The following is a 15,258-nucleotide window of genomic DNA, read 5'->3' as shown; positions in this document are numbered from 1 at the left end:
TCGCGAGTGTACAAACGGGGGGGTTGGCTGCCGACGTATGTGGTTTTTGGGTGGGGTATGCGGGGGGCCCCGCCTATCCCCCGACCGATCACCTCTCGGTCTAGCAGTTGTTGCGGTTCAGGGCCTTGGTGGTGGAGCGGCGGTTGCCGTTGCCGTCTTCCCAGTAGAGCTTGATGGTGTTGCCGGAGTTGATGTTGAGGCCGGAGATCTCGACGAAGGTGTCGCTACTGGCCTTGGCCCGGCCGTCACCTTCGAGGGAGGAGCCGTAGCGCTCCCACTCGAAGTAGACGTCGAAGGCGTTGGGGTTGCGCACCCGGATGATGTGGGTGGAGTTGTCGACCCAGCACATCGAGGTGAGGGTCAGCTTGCTGACCGAGCGGGTGCCGGCGAGGCCGCCTTCGAAGAAGGTCTCGGCGAGCAGGTCGCGGTAACCGTTGGCGGAGAGACCGGGAGCGAAGCGGTAGATGCCGCCGGTTTCGTTGGCGAGGGTCGAGAAGACGGTCTGGCCGTTCAAGGACGAGGTCGGACCGACCGCCAGGGTCTCATCGCCACCTTCTTTTTGCTCGCCGGTGCCGCGGGATGAGCCGCAGGTGCCGGTGAGCAGGGTACTGATGCGAATCTCGTTGTCTTTGGCGAAGGCTGCCAGGCCCTGGTAGTCGCCGGGCTGGGGATCGGCGTCGGTGACCAGGACGATCTCCTTGAGGTCATCGGCATCGCCGGCGGCGAGCTCCTGGGCGGCGGCCCACAGAGCACCGATGGACTCCTCCGGGCAATCGTCGCCACCGGAGACGGAGACGGCGTTGATCCAATTCTTGAAGGTACTCCGGCTGAAGGTCGATCCGACGTTGGTGACGTTGTCCTTGAAGGTGATCAAGCCCCACTCGATGTTCTCGGTGGAGTCGCCCTGGTCGACGAAGTCGTTCAGGGCCGCCTTCATGCCGTCCGCTTCCGGCCCCATGGAACCGGTGTCGTCGAACACCGCTTTGCGCAGGGCACGGCCGCAGCCGAGCTGGGCGAGGGCGTTTTCGAGGGTGCGGCGGTCGGCGGTCTGGGTGTTAGAGCTCGAGCGCGGCTCGTTGCCCAAGGTCCAGTCGATGGTGCCACCGCGCTTGTGGATCGGGTCGATCACCGGGAAGGTGAGCTTCATGCGCCAGCTCTCGGGAACATCGGAAGCGCCTTCGTAGAGGGCCAGCACCTGCATGGTGCCGAGGCGGGTGACCGGGCAGGAGGCGATGCGGCGCTCGGCGCGAGCCCAGTTGCCGGTGTTGAGGGTGCGGTTCATCGGCGCCAGGTTGGCGCGCCGCTTCCAGCCACCGAGAATGGCGGCGATGAAGTGCCCGCCGTCGTAGGGCTTGTGGGGCGCCGTCACCAGGTTGTTGCCCAGGTTGCCGACATCGCGCTGACAGCGATTGTCGCGCAGTGCCGGGATCGCCGGCAGGATCTGCAGGACCTCCCGGGGGCGACCGAGGGTGTCGATGAAGACGGTCTGGGTACCGAGCTGATGGGGCAGCCCGCGCAGGCTCGAGCCAAACCGGACCGGGCAATCCCGAATGTTGCTGGAAGTCGGTGGCAGGGCCGTGGCAATGACCACGCGCAGCTCCTCGAGCTTGGTCGCCAGCTCCTGGTCGGTGGCGTCGGCGAGGAACTGCTCGGCCTCATCCCAACCGCCGAGATCCTCGGCCAGCGCCCCGAGGAGCGCCTCGGTCTCCCAAACCGGAACCGCGGATTGGGCCGACAGGGTGAGAGGAATCGCCATCAGCAAGCAAAGAACGAAGGGAACGAGCACCTTGGAAGAATGCATCAGACCTCCTGACATGGGTTCGAGGGGATCAGTCCCTTCGAACAGCTTCCAAGATAATCTAATTTATTAACATGTCAATAGAACAATGTGTAAATGTTACTTGAATTTCGCAGACTCCGGAGACCACTTACCCACAAAAGTAGACCCTCTCCTGACACCCTGACTCACTGAAAGTAAATACTTACAGAATCCTCGACGGACCCCAGGGGGGTCCGTTTCAGTCCAGACCCGCCTCAGTCCATCAGCCCCAGCAACTGCACCAGGATGCGGTGGGTCAGGCCCCAGATCTCGTGCCCCTGGAAGCGGAAGGAGGGGAAGTAGAGATCGCTGTCGCCGAAGGGGATGCGCACTTCGCTCTGGGCGCTGCCGCGGCGGAGCTCGGCGAGGGCGACCCAGTGGATGGAGGCGACTTCCCGTGGGTCGGGCCGGAGAGTGGCCTCGGCTGGCGCGAGGGCGACGTAGGGGGCGATGACCAGCGGCGGCAGGCGCCGGGTGTTGGGGCGCACTTCGTCGAGGGCGCCGAGCCAGCGCTCGCCGGCGCTCAGGTCGAGGGCCACCTCTTCAAGGGTTTCGCGCTCGGCGGTGGCGCGCAGGTCGACGTCTTCCACCTGGCGCCGGCCGCCGGGCAGGGCGATGTGGCCCGACCAGGGATCGTTGCTGCGCTGCGCCCGCTCGATGAGCAGCAGCTCGGCCTCGTCGCGCCAGCGCAGGACGACGGCGACGGCGGCTTCTCCCATCGTGTCGTCGCGCTCGAAACGACGCACCGAACGGGCGGCGAGCATCTCTCCCAGCGAGCCGAAGGGCGAGTGGTTCATAGCGCCGCAGTCTACCCTCGCGGCGCCTGGTGGCGACCAAAAAGGACGCCAGCGAGCACCGCCGACGACCGCTGCCGGCCGGCATCCCGGACAAAAGTCCGGAATCGGTGAACCATTCTCGAAGGCACCCGTATAAAACCTCGGACTCGGCGCGGCGGCAGGCCCTTCGAGGACGCGCTTCAGACCGCGCCGAGCCCGTTTTCCCTCCCTACATTTCCTCAGTTCCAGCCCGCGGTGTCGCTGCGAGCCTTCTCTGGGAGAAGGACCGTGTGCCGTGCCCCACGGCCAGGCTTGGAGCCGGCGGCGTGTTTTGAGACAATCCCCCGGTTGCGCCGTTCGCGATATCCAAACACCTGACGAAATCGAGCGAGATCTCCCATGGCCTCATCCCAGGCACATTCCCCCTCTGGCCGCACCGTGTTGGTGGCCGGTTCCATTGCTTTCGACCAGATCATGACCTTCCCGGGCTACTTCAAGGACCACATCCTGCCGGACAAGATCCACATGATCAATCTCTCTTTCCTGGTCAGTGACTTCCGCAAGCAGCGCGGCGGCTGCGCCGGCAACATCGGCTACAGCATGGCGCTGCTCGGCGAGACTCCCCGCCTGGTGGCCACCGCCGGCGCCGACTTCGATGAGTACCGCCAATGGCTGGTGGAGCAAGGTGTCCTGGTGGACGACGTGGTGACCCACGAGGACGAGGTCACCGCCTCGTGCTTCATCACCACCGACCAGGCCGACAACCAGATCACCGGCTTCTTCATCGGCGCCATGGCGCGGGCCAAGGAGCTCAGCCTGCAGGCGATCGCCGAGAGCCGCGGCGGCGCCGCCTACTGCGTGGTCGCACCGGATGACCCGGAGGCCATGGTGCGCCATTGCAACGAAGCTCGCCAGGCCGGCATCCCGCTGATCTTCGACCCCTCCTTCCAGGTCATCGCGATGGACGGTCCAACCTTGCTCGAGGCGGCCCGCGGTGCCCACATGGTGATCCTCAACGACTACGAGTACGCCGTCTTCCAGGAGAAGACCGAGCTCAGTGCCGAAGAGCTGCGCGAGATCGCCACCTACTGGGTGGTGACCTATGGCGAGGAAGGCAGCGAGATCCTCGATGCCGCCGGCAATTCGATCAAGATTCCGCCGGCCAAGATCGAGCAGATGGTCGATCCCACCGGCGCCGGTGACGCCTTCCGCTCGGGCTTCGTCACCGGCCTGCTGCGCGATGCGCCGCTGTCCGTCTGCGGACGCATGGGGAGCGTCGCCGCCGCCTACGTCGTGGAGCGCTATGGCACCCAGAGTCACGCCTACTCGGCGGAGGAGTTCTGGGACCGCTACGCGGCGAACTTCGGCGCTGCAGCCGAGAGCGCCTGAGGCGCCCTCCGCGGAGAGAACGTGGTCGCAACCGGCACGCCCGCAGAATCGCCGAGAACACCCTTGGTGGAGCTCCATCGGCACCTCGATGGCAATGTCCGCGTTTCGACCATCCTCGACCTCGGCCAACGCCACGGCATCGCCCTGCCGGCGGATACGGTAGAGGGCCTGCGGCCTCACATCGAGCTCGCCGAGCCCAAGCCGGATCTGCTGGCATTCCTCGCCCGCTTCGAGCTCTTGCGCGGCATCTTGGTCGACTACGACGCGGTCCGCCGGGTCGTGCGCGAAAACCTCGAGGACGCCGCCGCCGAGGGAATCGACTACATCGAGCTGCGCTTCAGCCCCTACTTCATGGCCGAGCCCCACGGCCTCGACCCGCAGGGCGTAGTCGAAGCCGCCTGCGATGCCCTCAAAGAGGCCCGCGGGCAGGTCGAGGTCCAGGCCAAGCTGATCGGCATCATCTCGCGCAACTACGGCACCGAGATCGGCTGGCAGGAGCTCGAGGCCTGCCTCGCCGGCCGTCACCGCGGCTTGGTCGCCCTCGATCTCGCCGGCGACGAAGCGGGCTATCCGGGCGAGCTCTTCGTGGACCACTTCCGGCGAGCGCGGGAGGCCGGCCTGCGCACCATCGCCCACGCCGGCGAAGCGGCGGGCCCGGAAAGCGTGCGGCAGGCGGTACTCGGTCTCGAAGCGGAGCGCATCGGCCATGGCGTGCGAGCGATCGAAGACCAGGCGACGCTGGCCCTGCTGGTGGAGCGCGGCATCCCACTCGAGGTCTGCCCGACCAGCAACGTCCACACCAGCACCTTCGGCAGCTACGCCGAGCACCCTCTGAAGCAGCTCCTGGCGGCGGGCATCAAGGCGACCCTCAACACCGACGATCCGGCGATCAGCGGGATCGATCTGGCTCACGAGTTTCGCATCGCCGAGGAAGAGCTCGGCCTCGGACCCGAAGAGCTCGAGACCCTGCGCCGCAACGCCTTTGAAGGTGCCTTCCTCAACGCCGAAGAACGCCAAGCGCTGGTGAATCGACCCTCCTAGCCGCGGCGACGGCGGACGGCGAGGGCCTTGAGGCTCTCGATCGGCCGCCGATCGGGGGCCAGCATGCGGTTGGCGCGCCGCAGGTGGTCTTCGGAGCGCTGCCACTCGTCGCGCTCCATCAACAGCTCTCCCAGGTAGAGGTTGGCTTCGCCGCAGTCGGCCTCGAGGCGCAGCACATCCTGCAGCTCGATGATGGCGTGATCGAGGCGCTGGGGCTCGGCCAGATAGCGACAGTAGGCGAGCTCGGCACGGTACTCGGCGTTTTGGGGATCGCAGTCGGCGGCGAACTGCAGGGTGGTCACGGCCTGCTCGAAATCCCCCCGCTCCATCTCCCCTTTGCCCTTCTCGAATTGCTTTTCGGAATCGAGCAGGTCGGTCTCGATCGCCATCGACGAGGTTACCGGCGACTCGACCCGGCTGCGACGGCCCTCGATCAGCGCCTGCCGACGTTCGCCATCGGCGAGGTCACCGAAGGCCTGAGCGCCGGCCAGGAAGAGGTCGCGCGCCTTGTCGGCGAGACCCGCCTCGGGAAAGGACCAAGGGGCGAAGCGTTCGGAAAAAGCCAAGAAGGCGACCCGCAACCGCGACATGGTGACGGTCTCCGGCACGCCGAGAAGGTCGAAGGCATCGCGTCCACGGTAGTCGAGGTAGATCTGGGCGAGCGCCTCCGACGGCTCGGCGGCAGGCTGAGGATCGGTCTCGCCGAACTCGGGTACGACTGCCGTGGAAGGCGCCACCACCGGCACGAGGTCGTCCGCGGCAGGGTCCACCGCGGCGATCTCCGCCAAGGCCGAAAGCCCAGAGCTGACCTCGTCAGCGGTGGTGACGGGCGCCGCCTCCTCCGCTGACGAGACCGGCGCCGGCGCCATCTCGACGGCGGCTTCCGGCACCGCTTCGACGCCGGCCTCGACTCCGGTCTCGATCCGCTGCGGTGCGGCCGCGATCAGGCCGAGCACCCCGAAGGCATAGAGCAGACGAAAGATCTCCTGATCTTCGATCGGCGAAGCCGCCACCACCTCGTCCACGCCCCATCCCTGGGCAAGCAGATGAGCCAGGTGCTGCTGCTCGGAGCTCAGGCGGAGATCCTCCAGCAGACCCTGCCGCATGTGGTCCCAGAACACTCCGGCCTCGCGCAAGGCATCGACCATGCGGCGAATCTCCTCCGTCGAGGTGAACTTCGCCACGCCGGTGACCACCAACTGAGGCACCTTCATCTTCAGCGGCGAGCCGGTTGCCGGGACTTCGTCGACGATCTGGTAGGAGCCATCCCGCCAGGTGAAGAGGTCGAGCACCTTCTTGGCGAGGTTCTGCTGCAGTAGCCGGGCGAGCTCGACGGCGGTCACTATGCCCTCTTCCTGCAACACCTCGCCGAGGCGCACGCCGCGCTCGAAGGAGACGTTCAGGGTGCGATGCAGATCCTCGGCAGAGATCTTGCCGAGCGCCATCATGAAGCGACCGAGGGTCTCGTGGATCAAGTTCGAGCGGCAATCCACCACGAAGCCGTCTTCGAAAAAGACCTCCTTCTTCAATGGTCCCCGCTGGATCGAGAGCACCGCCGTGCGCTCCTCGAGGGCCAGCGCATGGAGCACCGCTGCGAACGGAACCTCGTCGAGGCGTCCATGGGAAAGGCGGGCGATTTCTTCGGTACGGGAGCGATCCAGAAACATGACCAGCATTTTAATCGATTCGAAACATGCATCCACCTCGACCGGGTGTTCCGCCGAGCCATTTCGGCGAGCTATGCCTCTCTAGACCGCTGGACGGGAGCAAAGTCACAGCCGAGCCCTGCTCTCGGTCCGGGCTCCACCGTTCTGGCGAGCCCGGCTCCTCGCCGGAGGCGGTCCGTTCGCACGCCCGCTCGGTGGACGTAATTTAGATTGCGCGAAATAGTCTCAAAGACTGAGCCACTCCTCTTCGAAGTCCGAAGCCGAGAACCCGAGAGGAGGAGAAATCATGAGCGAGCCCGTTCACTGCGGCGACTGCGACGGCACCGGCGATTGCCCAGCCTGCAACGGACAGGGCACTCCCAACTGCGACAACTGCAAGGGCGAGGGCTGCCTCGTCTGTCGCGGCGAAGGCTGGGTCAACTGCGATCACTGCAACGCCCAGGGGGTCTGCCCGAACTGCGACGGCAAAGGGCAGGTTCCCTGAGAACCGGGCTCACAGGTAGCCGAGAGCCCCGAGCTCGTCGATCAGGCGATCGTCTGCCTCGGAGGTCGAGACCTCACCGGCCGTTCGTCGTCCCCAGGAGGTCACGGTACGCGCCGGAAAGCGGCGCCGGAAAGCCGACGAGAAGAGCTCCTGGCGAACGCTGCCGGCGAAGTCCTCGCCGGCGGGCAAGCCGAGGCCATAGAGGATGGTGCCGGCGAGATCGTGAATATCGATCCCCGCCGGCGCGGCACCGGGAGCGATGTCCGGACCGGCGGCGAGGAAAATGCCGCGGGTGTGGCGATCGTGGGTGCCGGTGATCCGGGTGATGCCCTCGACCGGTCCCTCGAAGGGCTCGCCGTCGAGCCAGAGGGTGCGGCTGGGGGCGTCGTTCGACACCCCGATCACGAAGTCGGCACCGTCTCGCCGTTCCGCTGGCCGCGCATCGCGAATCCAGAAAACCGGCACACCGTCGTCATAGGTGACCCGCTGCAGGTCGCGATCGAGCGCCGCCCGCACCTCGGCCCTTTGCCGCGGCAGCACCGCGCCGCCGGCCTCGCGACCGGCGAGGGAAAAGCGCACGGTCTTGCCCTTGCGGTGCTTCGGAGAGTTGAAGGAGTAGACCTTGGTGTGGGCGAAGTCGACCCCGGCGGCGCCGCGCTCCAGGTAGCCGAGCCGTTCGAGCACAGCGTCGAGGTCGAACAGCACCTGAGCCTTCTCCTTGGGCGAGGCCACGAAGCCGTGGTCCGAGACCACCAGGACATTGGTCGCCGGCGGCGCCGCCGCCAGCAATTCGCCGAGGGCGCGGTCGATGGCCTCGTAGGCCCGCGGCACGCGCTCGGCGCCGGCCGCCAAGGCGGCCGGGTCGACGGACTCGAAGGCTTCCGGCTCGAAGTACTTCCAGTCGCGGTGGGAGACCACGTCGGCACTGCGGAAATAGACCATCCAGAGATCGAAGGGCTGAGTCACCAGATCCTTGGCGAGCTCCGCCACCAGGCGGTCCCGGCGCTGCACCGGATCCCCGAGGTCGAAGCCACCGGGCGAGCCATCGAGGACCGCCAGGGCCGGATCCAGGCGCCCCTCGAGGCCGGGGGGAAACTCGGCGCGGTCGAGGCCGAGCAAGGAGCGGTCGCTGAGCATGACGCCGGCGACTTCCTCCACCGGCCAGGTCACCCACCAGCCGAGAACCGCCACTCGACGGCCGGTGGTCGACAGCATGTTCCAGAGGGCCGGCACTCGCCGCAGATCCGAGGAGATCGGCACGTCGCCCCGCGGCGTGGGCACGACGAAGTCGGTGATGCCGTGGTCGCGCGGCCGCCGGCCGGTGGCGATGGTGGTCCAGATCACCGGCGAGGCGGCGTAGTCGGTGTCGAGGGGACCGTGGACCCCGCGCTCGGCGAGGTCCCGAAGCACCGGCAAGCGCCCTTGGCGCCACAGCTCCTCGATCACCTTCCACTCGCCACCATCGATACCGACGACCAACATCGGCGGCGCCGGCGGTGCCTCGCGGGCACAACCCAGGAGAAGCGGCAGTGCCGCCAGCAGCGACAGAACTGCGCCGGTTCTCACTCGTCCGCCGCCGGGGGAAATACCCGGAAGGTGCGATCCCGCAGGGTCAGCGCCACCCGCGATCCGGGACCGTAACCCGGCACCGTCAGGCAGCGAACCCGCACCAGCTCGCCGCTATCGGCGAGGCGAATCTCGTCGATTAGATCGTGACCGAAGAAGCGCCGCCGCTCGACGGTCCCGGCGGCGCCCGCCTCCACCGGCCCGGCCCGCGCCGCAAGGTCTTCGGGACGAACCAACAACAGCCCGGGACCGTCCGGCGCATCGGTGCCGACCTCGCCGAAGAGGGAACGGGCCCTGCCGGCGCGCACTTCGCAGGGCAGGAGCTGACCGTCCCCGAGGAAACGAGCCACCACCGGCGAGGCGGGGTGATCGTAGACCGCCTGCGGGGCTCCGGTCTGCAAGATCCGCCCGCCTTCCATCACCACCACCAGGTCCGCCATGCTGAGGGCTTCCTCCTGGTCGTGGGTCACCAGCACGGCGGTGGCGCCGGCGGCCTGCAAAATCGATCGCACCTCTTCCCGCACTTGCGCCCGCAAGGCGGCATCGAGGTTGGCAAAGGGCTCGTCGAGGAGCACCAGCCGCGGCCCCGGGGCGAGGGCCCGGGCGAGGGCGACGCGCTGCTGCTGACCGCTCGAGAGCTCGTCCGGAAAGCGCTCGCGAAGATCCGCCATGCCGACCAGCTCGAGAACTTCCCGCGCCCGCTCCGCCGCCGCCGGACCGCGCTCGAGGCCGTAGCGCACATTGCCCTCCACCGTGAGATGGGGAAACAGCGCACCCTCCTGGAACATCATCGCGACCCGGCGCTTCTCCGGCGGCACCCAACAGCCGGCGGCGACCACCGGCTCGCCGCCGAGGTGAACCGAACCGGCGACCGGCCGCTCGAATCCGGCGATGGCGCGCAGCAGGCTGGTCTTGCCACAGCCGGAGGGGCCGAGCAGGGCGGTCACGCCATCGCGCGGGATGTCGAGATCGACGCCGCGGACCGCCACCTGGCCGTCGTAGGCCACCTCCAGACGACGTACTTCGACCCAGGGGGTCATGCCACCTCCCGGCCCTGCAAAGCCGGCCGAATGATCAAGCCATAGACCGGCACGGCCGACAGCGCCACCAGGGCGAAGGCCGGTGCCGCCGCCTGCGAGTAGATGCCTTCGGACGCCGCGCTCCACACCCGAGTGGCGAGCGTTTCAAAGCCGATCGGCCGCAGGATGAGGGTCGCCGGAAGCTCTTTCATGGCGGTCAGAAACACCAACCCACCGCCGGCCAGCACGCCCTTGCGGGCCAGCGGCACGGTGAGACCGGTGAGGGTGCGCCAGGGGCCTCGTCCGAGGCTGCGGGAAGCTTCTTCGAAACGCTGTCCGACGGCCTGCAGGGCGGCTCGACTGGCGACCAGCGCCTCCGGGAGGAAGCGAATCACGTAGGCCGCCACCAACAGCCCCAGAGTCTGATAGGCGGGGCGCAGGTAGCGAGCGACGAAGAACACCAAGGAGAGGGCGATCACGATCCCCGGGAGAGCGTAGCCGGAATGGCTGGCGCGCTCCGCGAAACGGCTCCACAGGCCGGGATAGCGCAAGGCCCAGGAAGCCAGCGGTAGCGACAGAACCATCGCCAGCAGGGCGGCCGTCAGAGAGGCCGACAGGGAGCCCAGGGCGGCCGGCCCGATGCCCGCGAGGAAGGCCGCGGCGTCGAAAGCGCGCAGCGCCCAGTGGGTGATCACGACTCCAGGAACCCCCAGGGTCACGGCCTTCAAAAGCACAACAAAAGCGAGGGCCGGCAGCCGCCAGCGGCCCAGTGGAACCACCTCCGGAAGCCGACCAACGCGGGCCGGACGAGGTCGCAAGCGGCGCAACAAAAGGGCTTCGAGGAGGATGAATCCAACCGTCAAGGTCACCAGGACGGTCGCCAGCGAAGCGGCGACGGTGCGATCGAAGAGGCCTTGATAGGCACTGTAAATGGACAGCGTGAAGGTATCGTAGCGCACGATCGAAACGGCGCCGAAGTCGGACAGGGTGTAGAGCACCACCAGCAGCGAGCCGCCGAAAAGGGCGGGCTGGAGCTGCGGCAGGATGACCCGGAAAAAGGTCTTCCAACGACCGGCGCCGAGGGTGCGCGAGGACTCCTCGAGGGCAGGGTCGAGCTGGCGGAATCCAGCCACCAGCAGCAGGTAGACGTAAGGGTAGGTGAACAGGCCGAGGGCGACGAGGGCGCCGCCATAGCCATAGATGAACTCTGGCAGACGCTCGACCCCGAGGAACGACTGCAAGTACCCCCGGGGACCCAGCGCCGCCACCAGGGCGAATGCCGAAACGTAGGACGGGAAGACCAACGGCAGGGCTCCGGCCACCGCCCACAGGCGACGGCCGGGCAGATCGGTGCGCGCCACCAGCCAGGCCAGTGGCACGGCCACCAGCAGGGCCAAAGCCACGGTGCCCACGACCAGGCCCAAGGTCGCCACCAGCAGCTCGCCGGTGCGCTCGGAAAGGACGGTTTCGAGATACGGCCCGAGCCCGCCCTGGGCCGAGCGCACGAAGAGATAGACCAGCGGCAGGGAGACCGCCAGAGCGGTCAGCACGGCCGGAGCGGCGAGCCAAAGGGGTGCCCGTCGCCGGGGAATGTCCCCGGCCGCCGGCGCCGTCGGCTCTACCGCCTCGACCGTCATCGCCCCCTATTCGAGACCGCTGTCGCGGATTTCCGTCAGGGTGGCCGGCAAGACCTCGGCGACGGCCGCGAAGTCGGCCCGCGGCGAGCTCACCTCGGCCAACGGTGGCAGATCCGTCGCCGGATCGACCGACGCCACCAACGGATACTCGAAGGTCTCCTCGGCGAAGTAGCGCTGAGCATCGTCCGAAACCAGGAAGTTCACCAGATCGACGGCTTCCGACTTGTCCGTCAGGACGCCGACACCGGCGACATTGACGAAGGACGACGTCTCGCCGTCGGGCATGAAGAAGTTCCTCGCCGGCGCCTCGGGATTCTCCGCCAGGGCGCGCCAGAGGTAGTAGTGGTTGGTCAGCCCCCAGGCCACCTCGCCGTTGATCACCGCTTCGACGATGGCGCTGTTCTTGGGATAACGCCGCGGCTCGTTGGCGGCGATGCCGGCGAGCAGCTCGGCCAGCACCGGCTCCCCTTCAACCGCGCGCACCACCGCCATGTGGGCCTGGAAGGAACCGTTGAGGGGCGCGATCCCGAAACTACCCCGGTACTTCTCATCGGCGACTTCCGAAAGGCTCTGAGGGAGGTCTTCGGGCTGAATGCTGTCGGTGTTGTAGACCACGGCCCGGGCACGTCCGGAAAGACCGACCCAGGTCCCGTCCGGAGCCTGGAAGCGCGAGGGAATCCGGCCGGTGATTGTGTCCGGCAAGGGCCGGAGCATGCCGGCATCGGCGACCGCCCCGAGGGCCGCCGCGTCCTGCGAGATGAAAACATCCGCGGGCGAGGCATCACCCTCCTCGAGCAGGGTCGCCGCCAGCTCGGCGGTCTTGCCGTAACGCACCTCGACCTCGCGACCGGTGCTCTCGCGATAGCGGTCGAGCAGCGGGCCGATGAGGTTCTCATTGCGTCCCGAGTAGACCGTCACCGGTTCTTCGACCACAGGCTCCGGCGGAGCCTCGCCGGCACAGCCGGCGAGCAGGGCAAGCATCAAAACAATCAGGGTACTCAAAGCTCTCAAGGCGAGTCCTCCAGGGGCCATCGGGCCCATCGTAACTCGGTTCTCGGAAGTCCCAGCGATCAGCCCGATCACCCGCGGCGGGTGGCGGGCCGAAAGGCCGGAGACTGGAAGACGGAAAAGAAGCCCTTCGTCGGCCGCAGGCAGCGACCTCGGAGCAACTCAACGAACGGGCGCGAGCCACGGTCGGCGATGACGGCTCGACCAGGCGACGCAAAGATCCAGCGGCAGTACCGATGCATGCGGAGCGACCTGTATATACTCGAAAATCGTGGCGGACTTCAGTGATCTCACGCCGAACCGACCGCGAGGAGATTGATCCCGGGCGGGACCAGCGGGTCACTCGCGGAGATCGAGCTCCTCAGGCACCCCCGAGGGCGGCGACGGCCGGCGCAGGATGGTGCGCTTCCTCGGCCGGCCGAGGGCTCGGGGGTTGATCTCCGGAATCGGCGCAGTCGAGGCACATTCCCGTAATCTGCAGGCTATGTTGGGAAGCGGCGAAACCGTGGGCGCGGCAGATCTCGCCTTGGAGGGCTGAGATTCCCGGGCTGACGAACTCGACGACGCGACCACAGCCGGCGCAGACCAGGTGGTCGTGACGCAACCCCTCGTGGACGTGCTCGTAGAGAAAGCGATTTCTTCCGAGGCGATGACGATGCACCAAGCCGAAATCCACCAGCAATTCGAGATTGCGGTACACCGTGGCGCGCGAGATCTTGGCGCCGCGGGCCTTCAGAGTCTTGACCAGATGCTCGGCATCGATGTGTCCATGGAGGGTGAAGATTTCGTCGAACAGCGCCAAGCGCTCCGATGTCACCCGCATGCCGCGCTGGCGCAGGCCCGACAGAAATCGCTGTCTTTCTCGTTCGTCGGCCATGATTTTCGACTCCCCTGCCTTCTTGAGATTCGATCTCAAAAGAGTGAAGCGATTCTGGACCAATTTAGTCCCTTTTGTCAACCGACCCCGCGAGTTGCTGCGTAAAAGAGGCGTGAACGAGAACAGCATGGCCGAAACCACGCCCCCAGAGCCGGAGCCGAATCCACCGGAAAGCCCGCTGGGCAGCGAGATCGCGCCCGGGATGAGGATCGTCCTGTTCACCGCCGGCTGGGCCCTGGTGATCGTGGGCATCGCCGGCCTCGTGCTACCGGGGATTCAAGGTGTCCTCACCATCGCCGCAGGGCTGGCCCTGCTCTCGGTGGTCAGTCGCACCATCCATCGCTGGATCCGCCGCGGACTGCAGCGCTGGCCGGCGATGCAGGAGCGCATGGAACGGCTGCGCCACAAGCTGTACCGCCGCTTCCGGCGGAAGGACTAATCCGACCGCGGGCTCCACTCCCAGGTGGTGCCGTCGCGCGAATCGTGGATCAACACGCCCTCGGCCTGAAGCTGATCTCGCACCTCGTCGGCACGCGCGAAGTCACGGCTGGCGCGCGCCTCCTGGCGCTCCACCAAGAGAGCGTCGACCTCGGACGATGCGAGGCTGGCGGCCGCCGGTCGCAAATTGAGATCGGCGGCGGCGGTGGTCAGCAGGCCGAGGCCCAGCACCTGCTCGTAGATCGCCACCAGGCGCAGCACATCGGCCGGCTCCAGGGCGTCGTCGGCCAGCAGCTCGCCGAGGTGGGCCAGCGCCTGCGGCGTGTTGAGGTCCCGCGACACCGACTCGTCGAGGCGCTCGACGTAGCCGCGAGCGGCTTCGCTCAGAGGCTCGATCCACTGCTCGAGCAAGTAGCTCAGCGGCCCGCCCTGGGTGAAGCGCACCTCGGCGGCGAGCTCGAGGCCGGCCACTTCGCCGGCCTCCTCCCGGATGGCGGCGACGCGCCGCAGAGTGCGGGCGAGACCGTTCTTCGCCGCCACCAGGGCCTCGAAGGAGAACTCCAGCGGCCGGCGATAGGTCGCCATCAACACGAAGTGCCGGTAGGCCAGGGGATGAATACCCCAGTCGACCAGGGTCGCCAGGCGCAGAAAGCGGCCGGTCGACTTCGACATCTTTTCGGCCTCTTCACCGAAGGTGAGGAACTCGTTGTGCATCCAGTAGTTGACCGCCGAGCAACCGCGACCGAGGAAAGCCTCGTTCTGGGCGATCTCATTGCAGTGATGCACTTGCCGGTGATCGATGCCACCGGTGTGGATGTCGAAGTGGTGACCGAGGTACTTGATGCTCATCACCGAGCACTCGAGATGCCAGCCAGGCGCCCCGACACCCCACGGGCTGTGCCACTCCATCAGCCGCTTCGAGTCCTCCGGCGACCGTCGCCACACCACGAAGTCGGAGGCCTGGCGTTTGCCTTCCTTGGTCTCGACCCGGGCCCCTTCCTGCTGCCCCTCGAGGTCGAGTTGGGCGAGAGCACCGTAGTCGCTCACCCGGGAGGTGTCGAGATAGAGACCGTCCTCGAGCTGGTAACCGAAGCCGTTGTCCTCGATGCGGCGGGCGAAGGCGATCATCTCCTGGATGTGATCCGTCGCCTTGCACCACACCGAGGGCGCGAGGATGTTGAGGGCTACGAGATCCTTCTCGAACGCCCCGGTGTAGAACTCCGCCAGCTCCCAGACGGTCTTGCCGCGGCGCTCCGCCGCCAGCTCCATCTTGTCGTCGCCCTCGTCGGCGTCGGACGTCAGGTGGCCGACGTCGGTGATGTTCATCACGTGGTTGACGTCGTAGCCCTTCCACTGCAGCACCCGGCGCAGCGTATCGGTGAAGAGATAGGCCCGCAGGTTACCGATGTGGGCGTAGTTGTAGACCGTCAGGCCGCAGGTGTACAGCCCCACCCGCCCCGGTACCACCGGATTGAACTCCTGGAGCTCGCGTCCGAGACTGTTGAAGAGCTGGAGTGGACGATCGAGCACGGCGACG

General features: G+C 67.1%; 13 protein-coding genes. 4 read left to right on the top strand and 9 right to left on the bottom strand.

What is annotated here, in order from left to right; all coding sequences use genetic code 11:
- Positions 1–100 precede the first annotated feature (100 nt).
- Together AAF604_17195 and AAF604_17190 are read right to left on the bottom strand one after the other, a co-directional pair.
- The gene (locus AAF604_17195) at positions 101–1,801 is read right to left on the bottom strand and encodes a DNA/RNA non-specific endonuclease (GenBank protein ID MEM7051409.1); all 1,701 of its coding nucleotides are present in this window, start codon (positions 1,799–1,801) and stop codon (positions 101–103) included.
- Between the two features lie 233 nt (positions 1,802–2,034).
- On the bottom strand, positions 2,035–2,616 hold the full coding sequence (locus tag AAF604_17190) for a CoA pyrophosphatase (protein MEM7051408.1): 582 nt from the start codon (positions 2,614–2,616) through the stop codon (positions 2,035–2,037).
- A gap of 378 nt (positions 2,617–2,994) precedes the next feature.
- Between AAF604_17190 and AAF604_17185 the strand changes: the two genes are divergently transcribed.
- Together AAF604_17185 and add are read left to right on the top strand one after the other, a co-directional pair.
- On the top strand, positions 2,995–3,984 hold the full coding sequence (locus AAF604_17185) for a carbohydrate kinase family protein (GenBank protein MEM7051407.1): 990 nt from the start codon (positions 2,995–2,997) through the stop codon (positions 3,982–3,984).
- Between the two features lie 21 nt (positions 3,985–4,005).
- The gene (gene add, locus AAF604_17180; GenBank protein ID MEM7051406.1) at positions 4,006–5,025 is read left to right on the top strand and encodes an adenosine deaminase; all 1,020 of its coding nucleotides are present in this window, start codon (positions 4,006–4,008) and stop codon (positions 5,023–5,025) included.
- On the opposite strand, the gene AAF604_17175 is transcribed toward add, so the two are convergent.
- Positions 5,022–6,701: a DUF4388 domain-containing protein gene (locus tag AAF604_17175; protein MEM7051405.1), complete on the bottom strand. Its 1,680-nt coding sequence runs from the start codon at positions 6,699–6,701 to the stop codon at positions 5,022–5,024. The two genes, add and AAF604_17175, sit on opposite strands and share 4 nt — an antisense overlap.
- Before the next feature lie 277 nt (positions 6,702–6,978).
- Between AAF604_17175 and AAF604_17170 the strand changes: the two genes are divergently transcribed.
- Positions 6,979–7,176 carry a molecular chaperone DnaJ gene (locus AAF604_17170; GenBank protein ID MEM7051404.1) on the top strand — a complete coding sequence of 66 codons (198 nt, stop codon included), beginning with the start codon at positions 6,979–6,981 and terminating at the stop codon, positions 7,174–7,176.
- Between the two features lie 9 nt (positions 7,177–7,185).
- On the opposite strand, the gene AAF604_17165 is transcribed toward AAF604_17170, so the two are convergent.
- The 5 genes from AAF604_17165 to AAF604_17145 form a co-directional block, all read right to left on the bottom strand.
- A complete protein-coding gene (locus tag AAF604_17165) occupies positions 7,186–8,742 on the bottom strand; it encodes an alkaline phosphatase family protein (protein MEM7051403.1) in 1,557 nt (518 codons plus the stop codon).
- Positions 8,739–9,782, bottom strand: coding sequence for an ABC transporter ATP-binding protein (locus AAF604_17160; protein MEM7051402.1), 1,044 nt, complete (start codon positions 9,780–9,782; stop codon positions 8,739–8,741). The genes AAF604_17165 and AAF604_17160 overlap by 4 nt, the downstream gene beginning before the upstream one ends.
- Complete coding sequence (locus AAF604_17155; protein MEM7051401.1) at positions 9,779–11,398, bottom strand: iron ABC transporter permease; 1,620 nt, start codon at positions 11,396–11,398, stop codon at positions 9,779–9,781. The genes AAF604_17160 and AAF604_17155 overlap by 4 nt, the downstream gene beginning before the upstream one ends.
- A 6-nt stretch (positions 11,399–11,404) precedes the next feature.
- Positions 11,405–12,409: an extracellular solute-binding protein gene (locus tag AAF604_17150; protein ID MEM7051400.1), complete on the bottom strand. Its 1,005-nt coding sequence runs from the start codon at positions 12,407–12,409 to the stop codon at positions 11,405–11,407.
- Between the two features lie 358 nt (positions 12,410–12,767).
- Positions 12,768–13,283 carry a Fur family transcriptional regulator gene (locus AAF604_17145; GenBank protein ID MEM7051399.1) on the bottom strand — a complete coding sequence of 172 codons (516 nt, stop codon included), beginning with the start codon at positions 13,281–13,283 and terminating at the stop codon, positions 12,768–12,770.
- 127 nt (positions 13,284–13,410) lie between these two features.
- Between AAF604_17145 and AAF604_17140 the strand changes: the two genes are divergently transcribed.
- A complete protein-coding gene (locus tag AAF604_17140) occupies positions 13,411–13,722 on the top strand; it encodes a PGPGW domain-containing protein (GenBank protein ID MEM7051398.1) in 312 nt (103 codons plus the stop codon).
- Here the strand turns inward: AAF604_17140 and cysS are convergent.
- Positions 13,719–15,251, bottom strand: coding sequence for a cysteine--tRNA ligase (gene cysS, locus AAF604_17135; protein ID MEM7051397.1), 1,533 nt, complete (start codon positions 15,249–15,251; stop codon positions 13,719–13,721). The genes AAF604_17140 and cysS overlap by 4 nt on opposite strands.
- Positions 15,252–15,258: the final 7 nt, after the last annotated feature.

It is taken from the genome of Acidobacteriota bacterium, from assembly GCA_039028635.1.
Classification (GTDB): Bacteria; Acidobacteriota; Thermoanaerobaculia; order Multivoradales; family JBCCEF01; genus JBCCEF01.
This window is presented reverse-complemented; position numbering and strand designations above follow the sequence as displayed.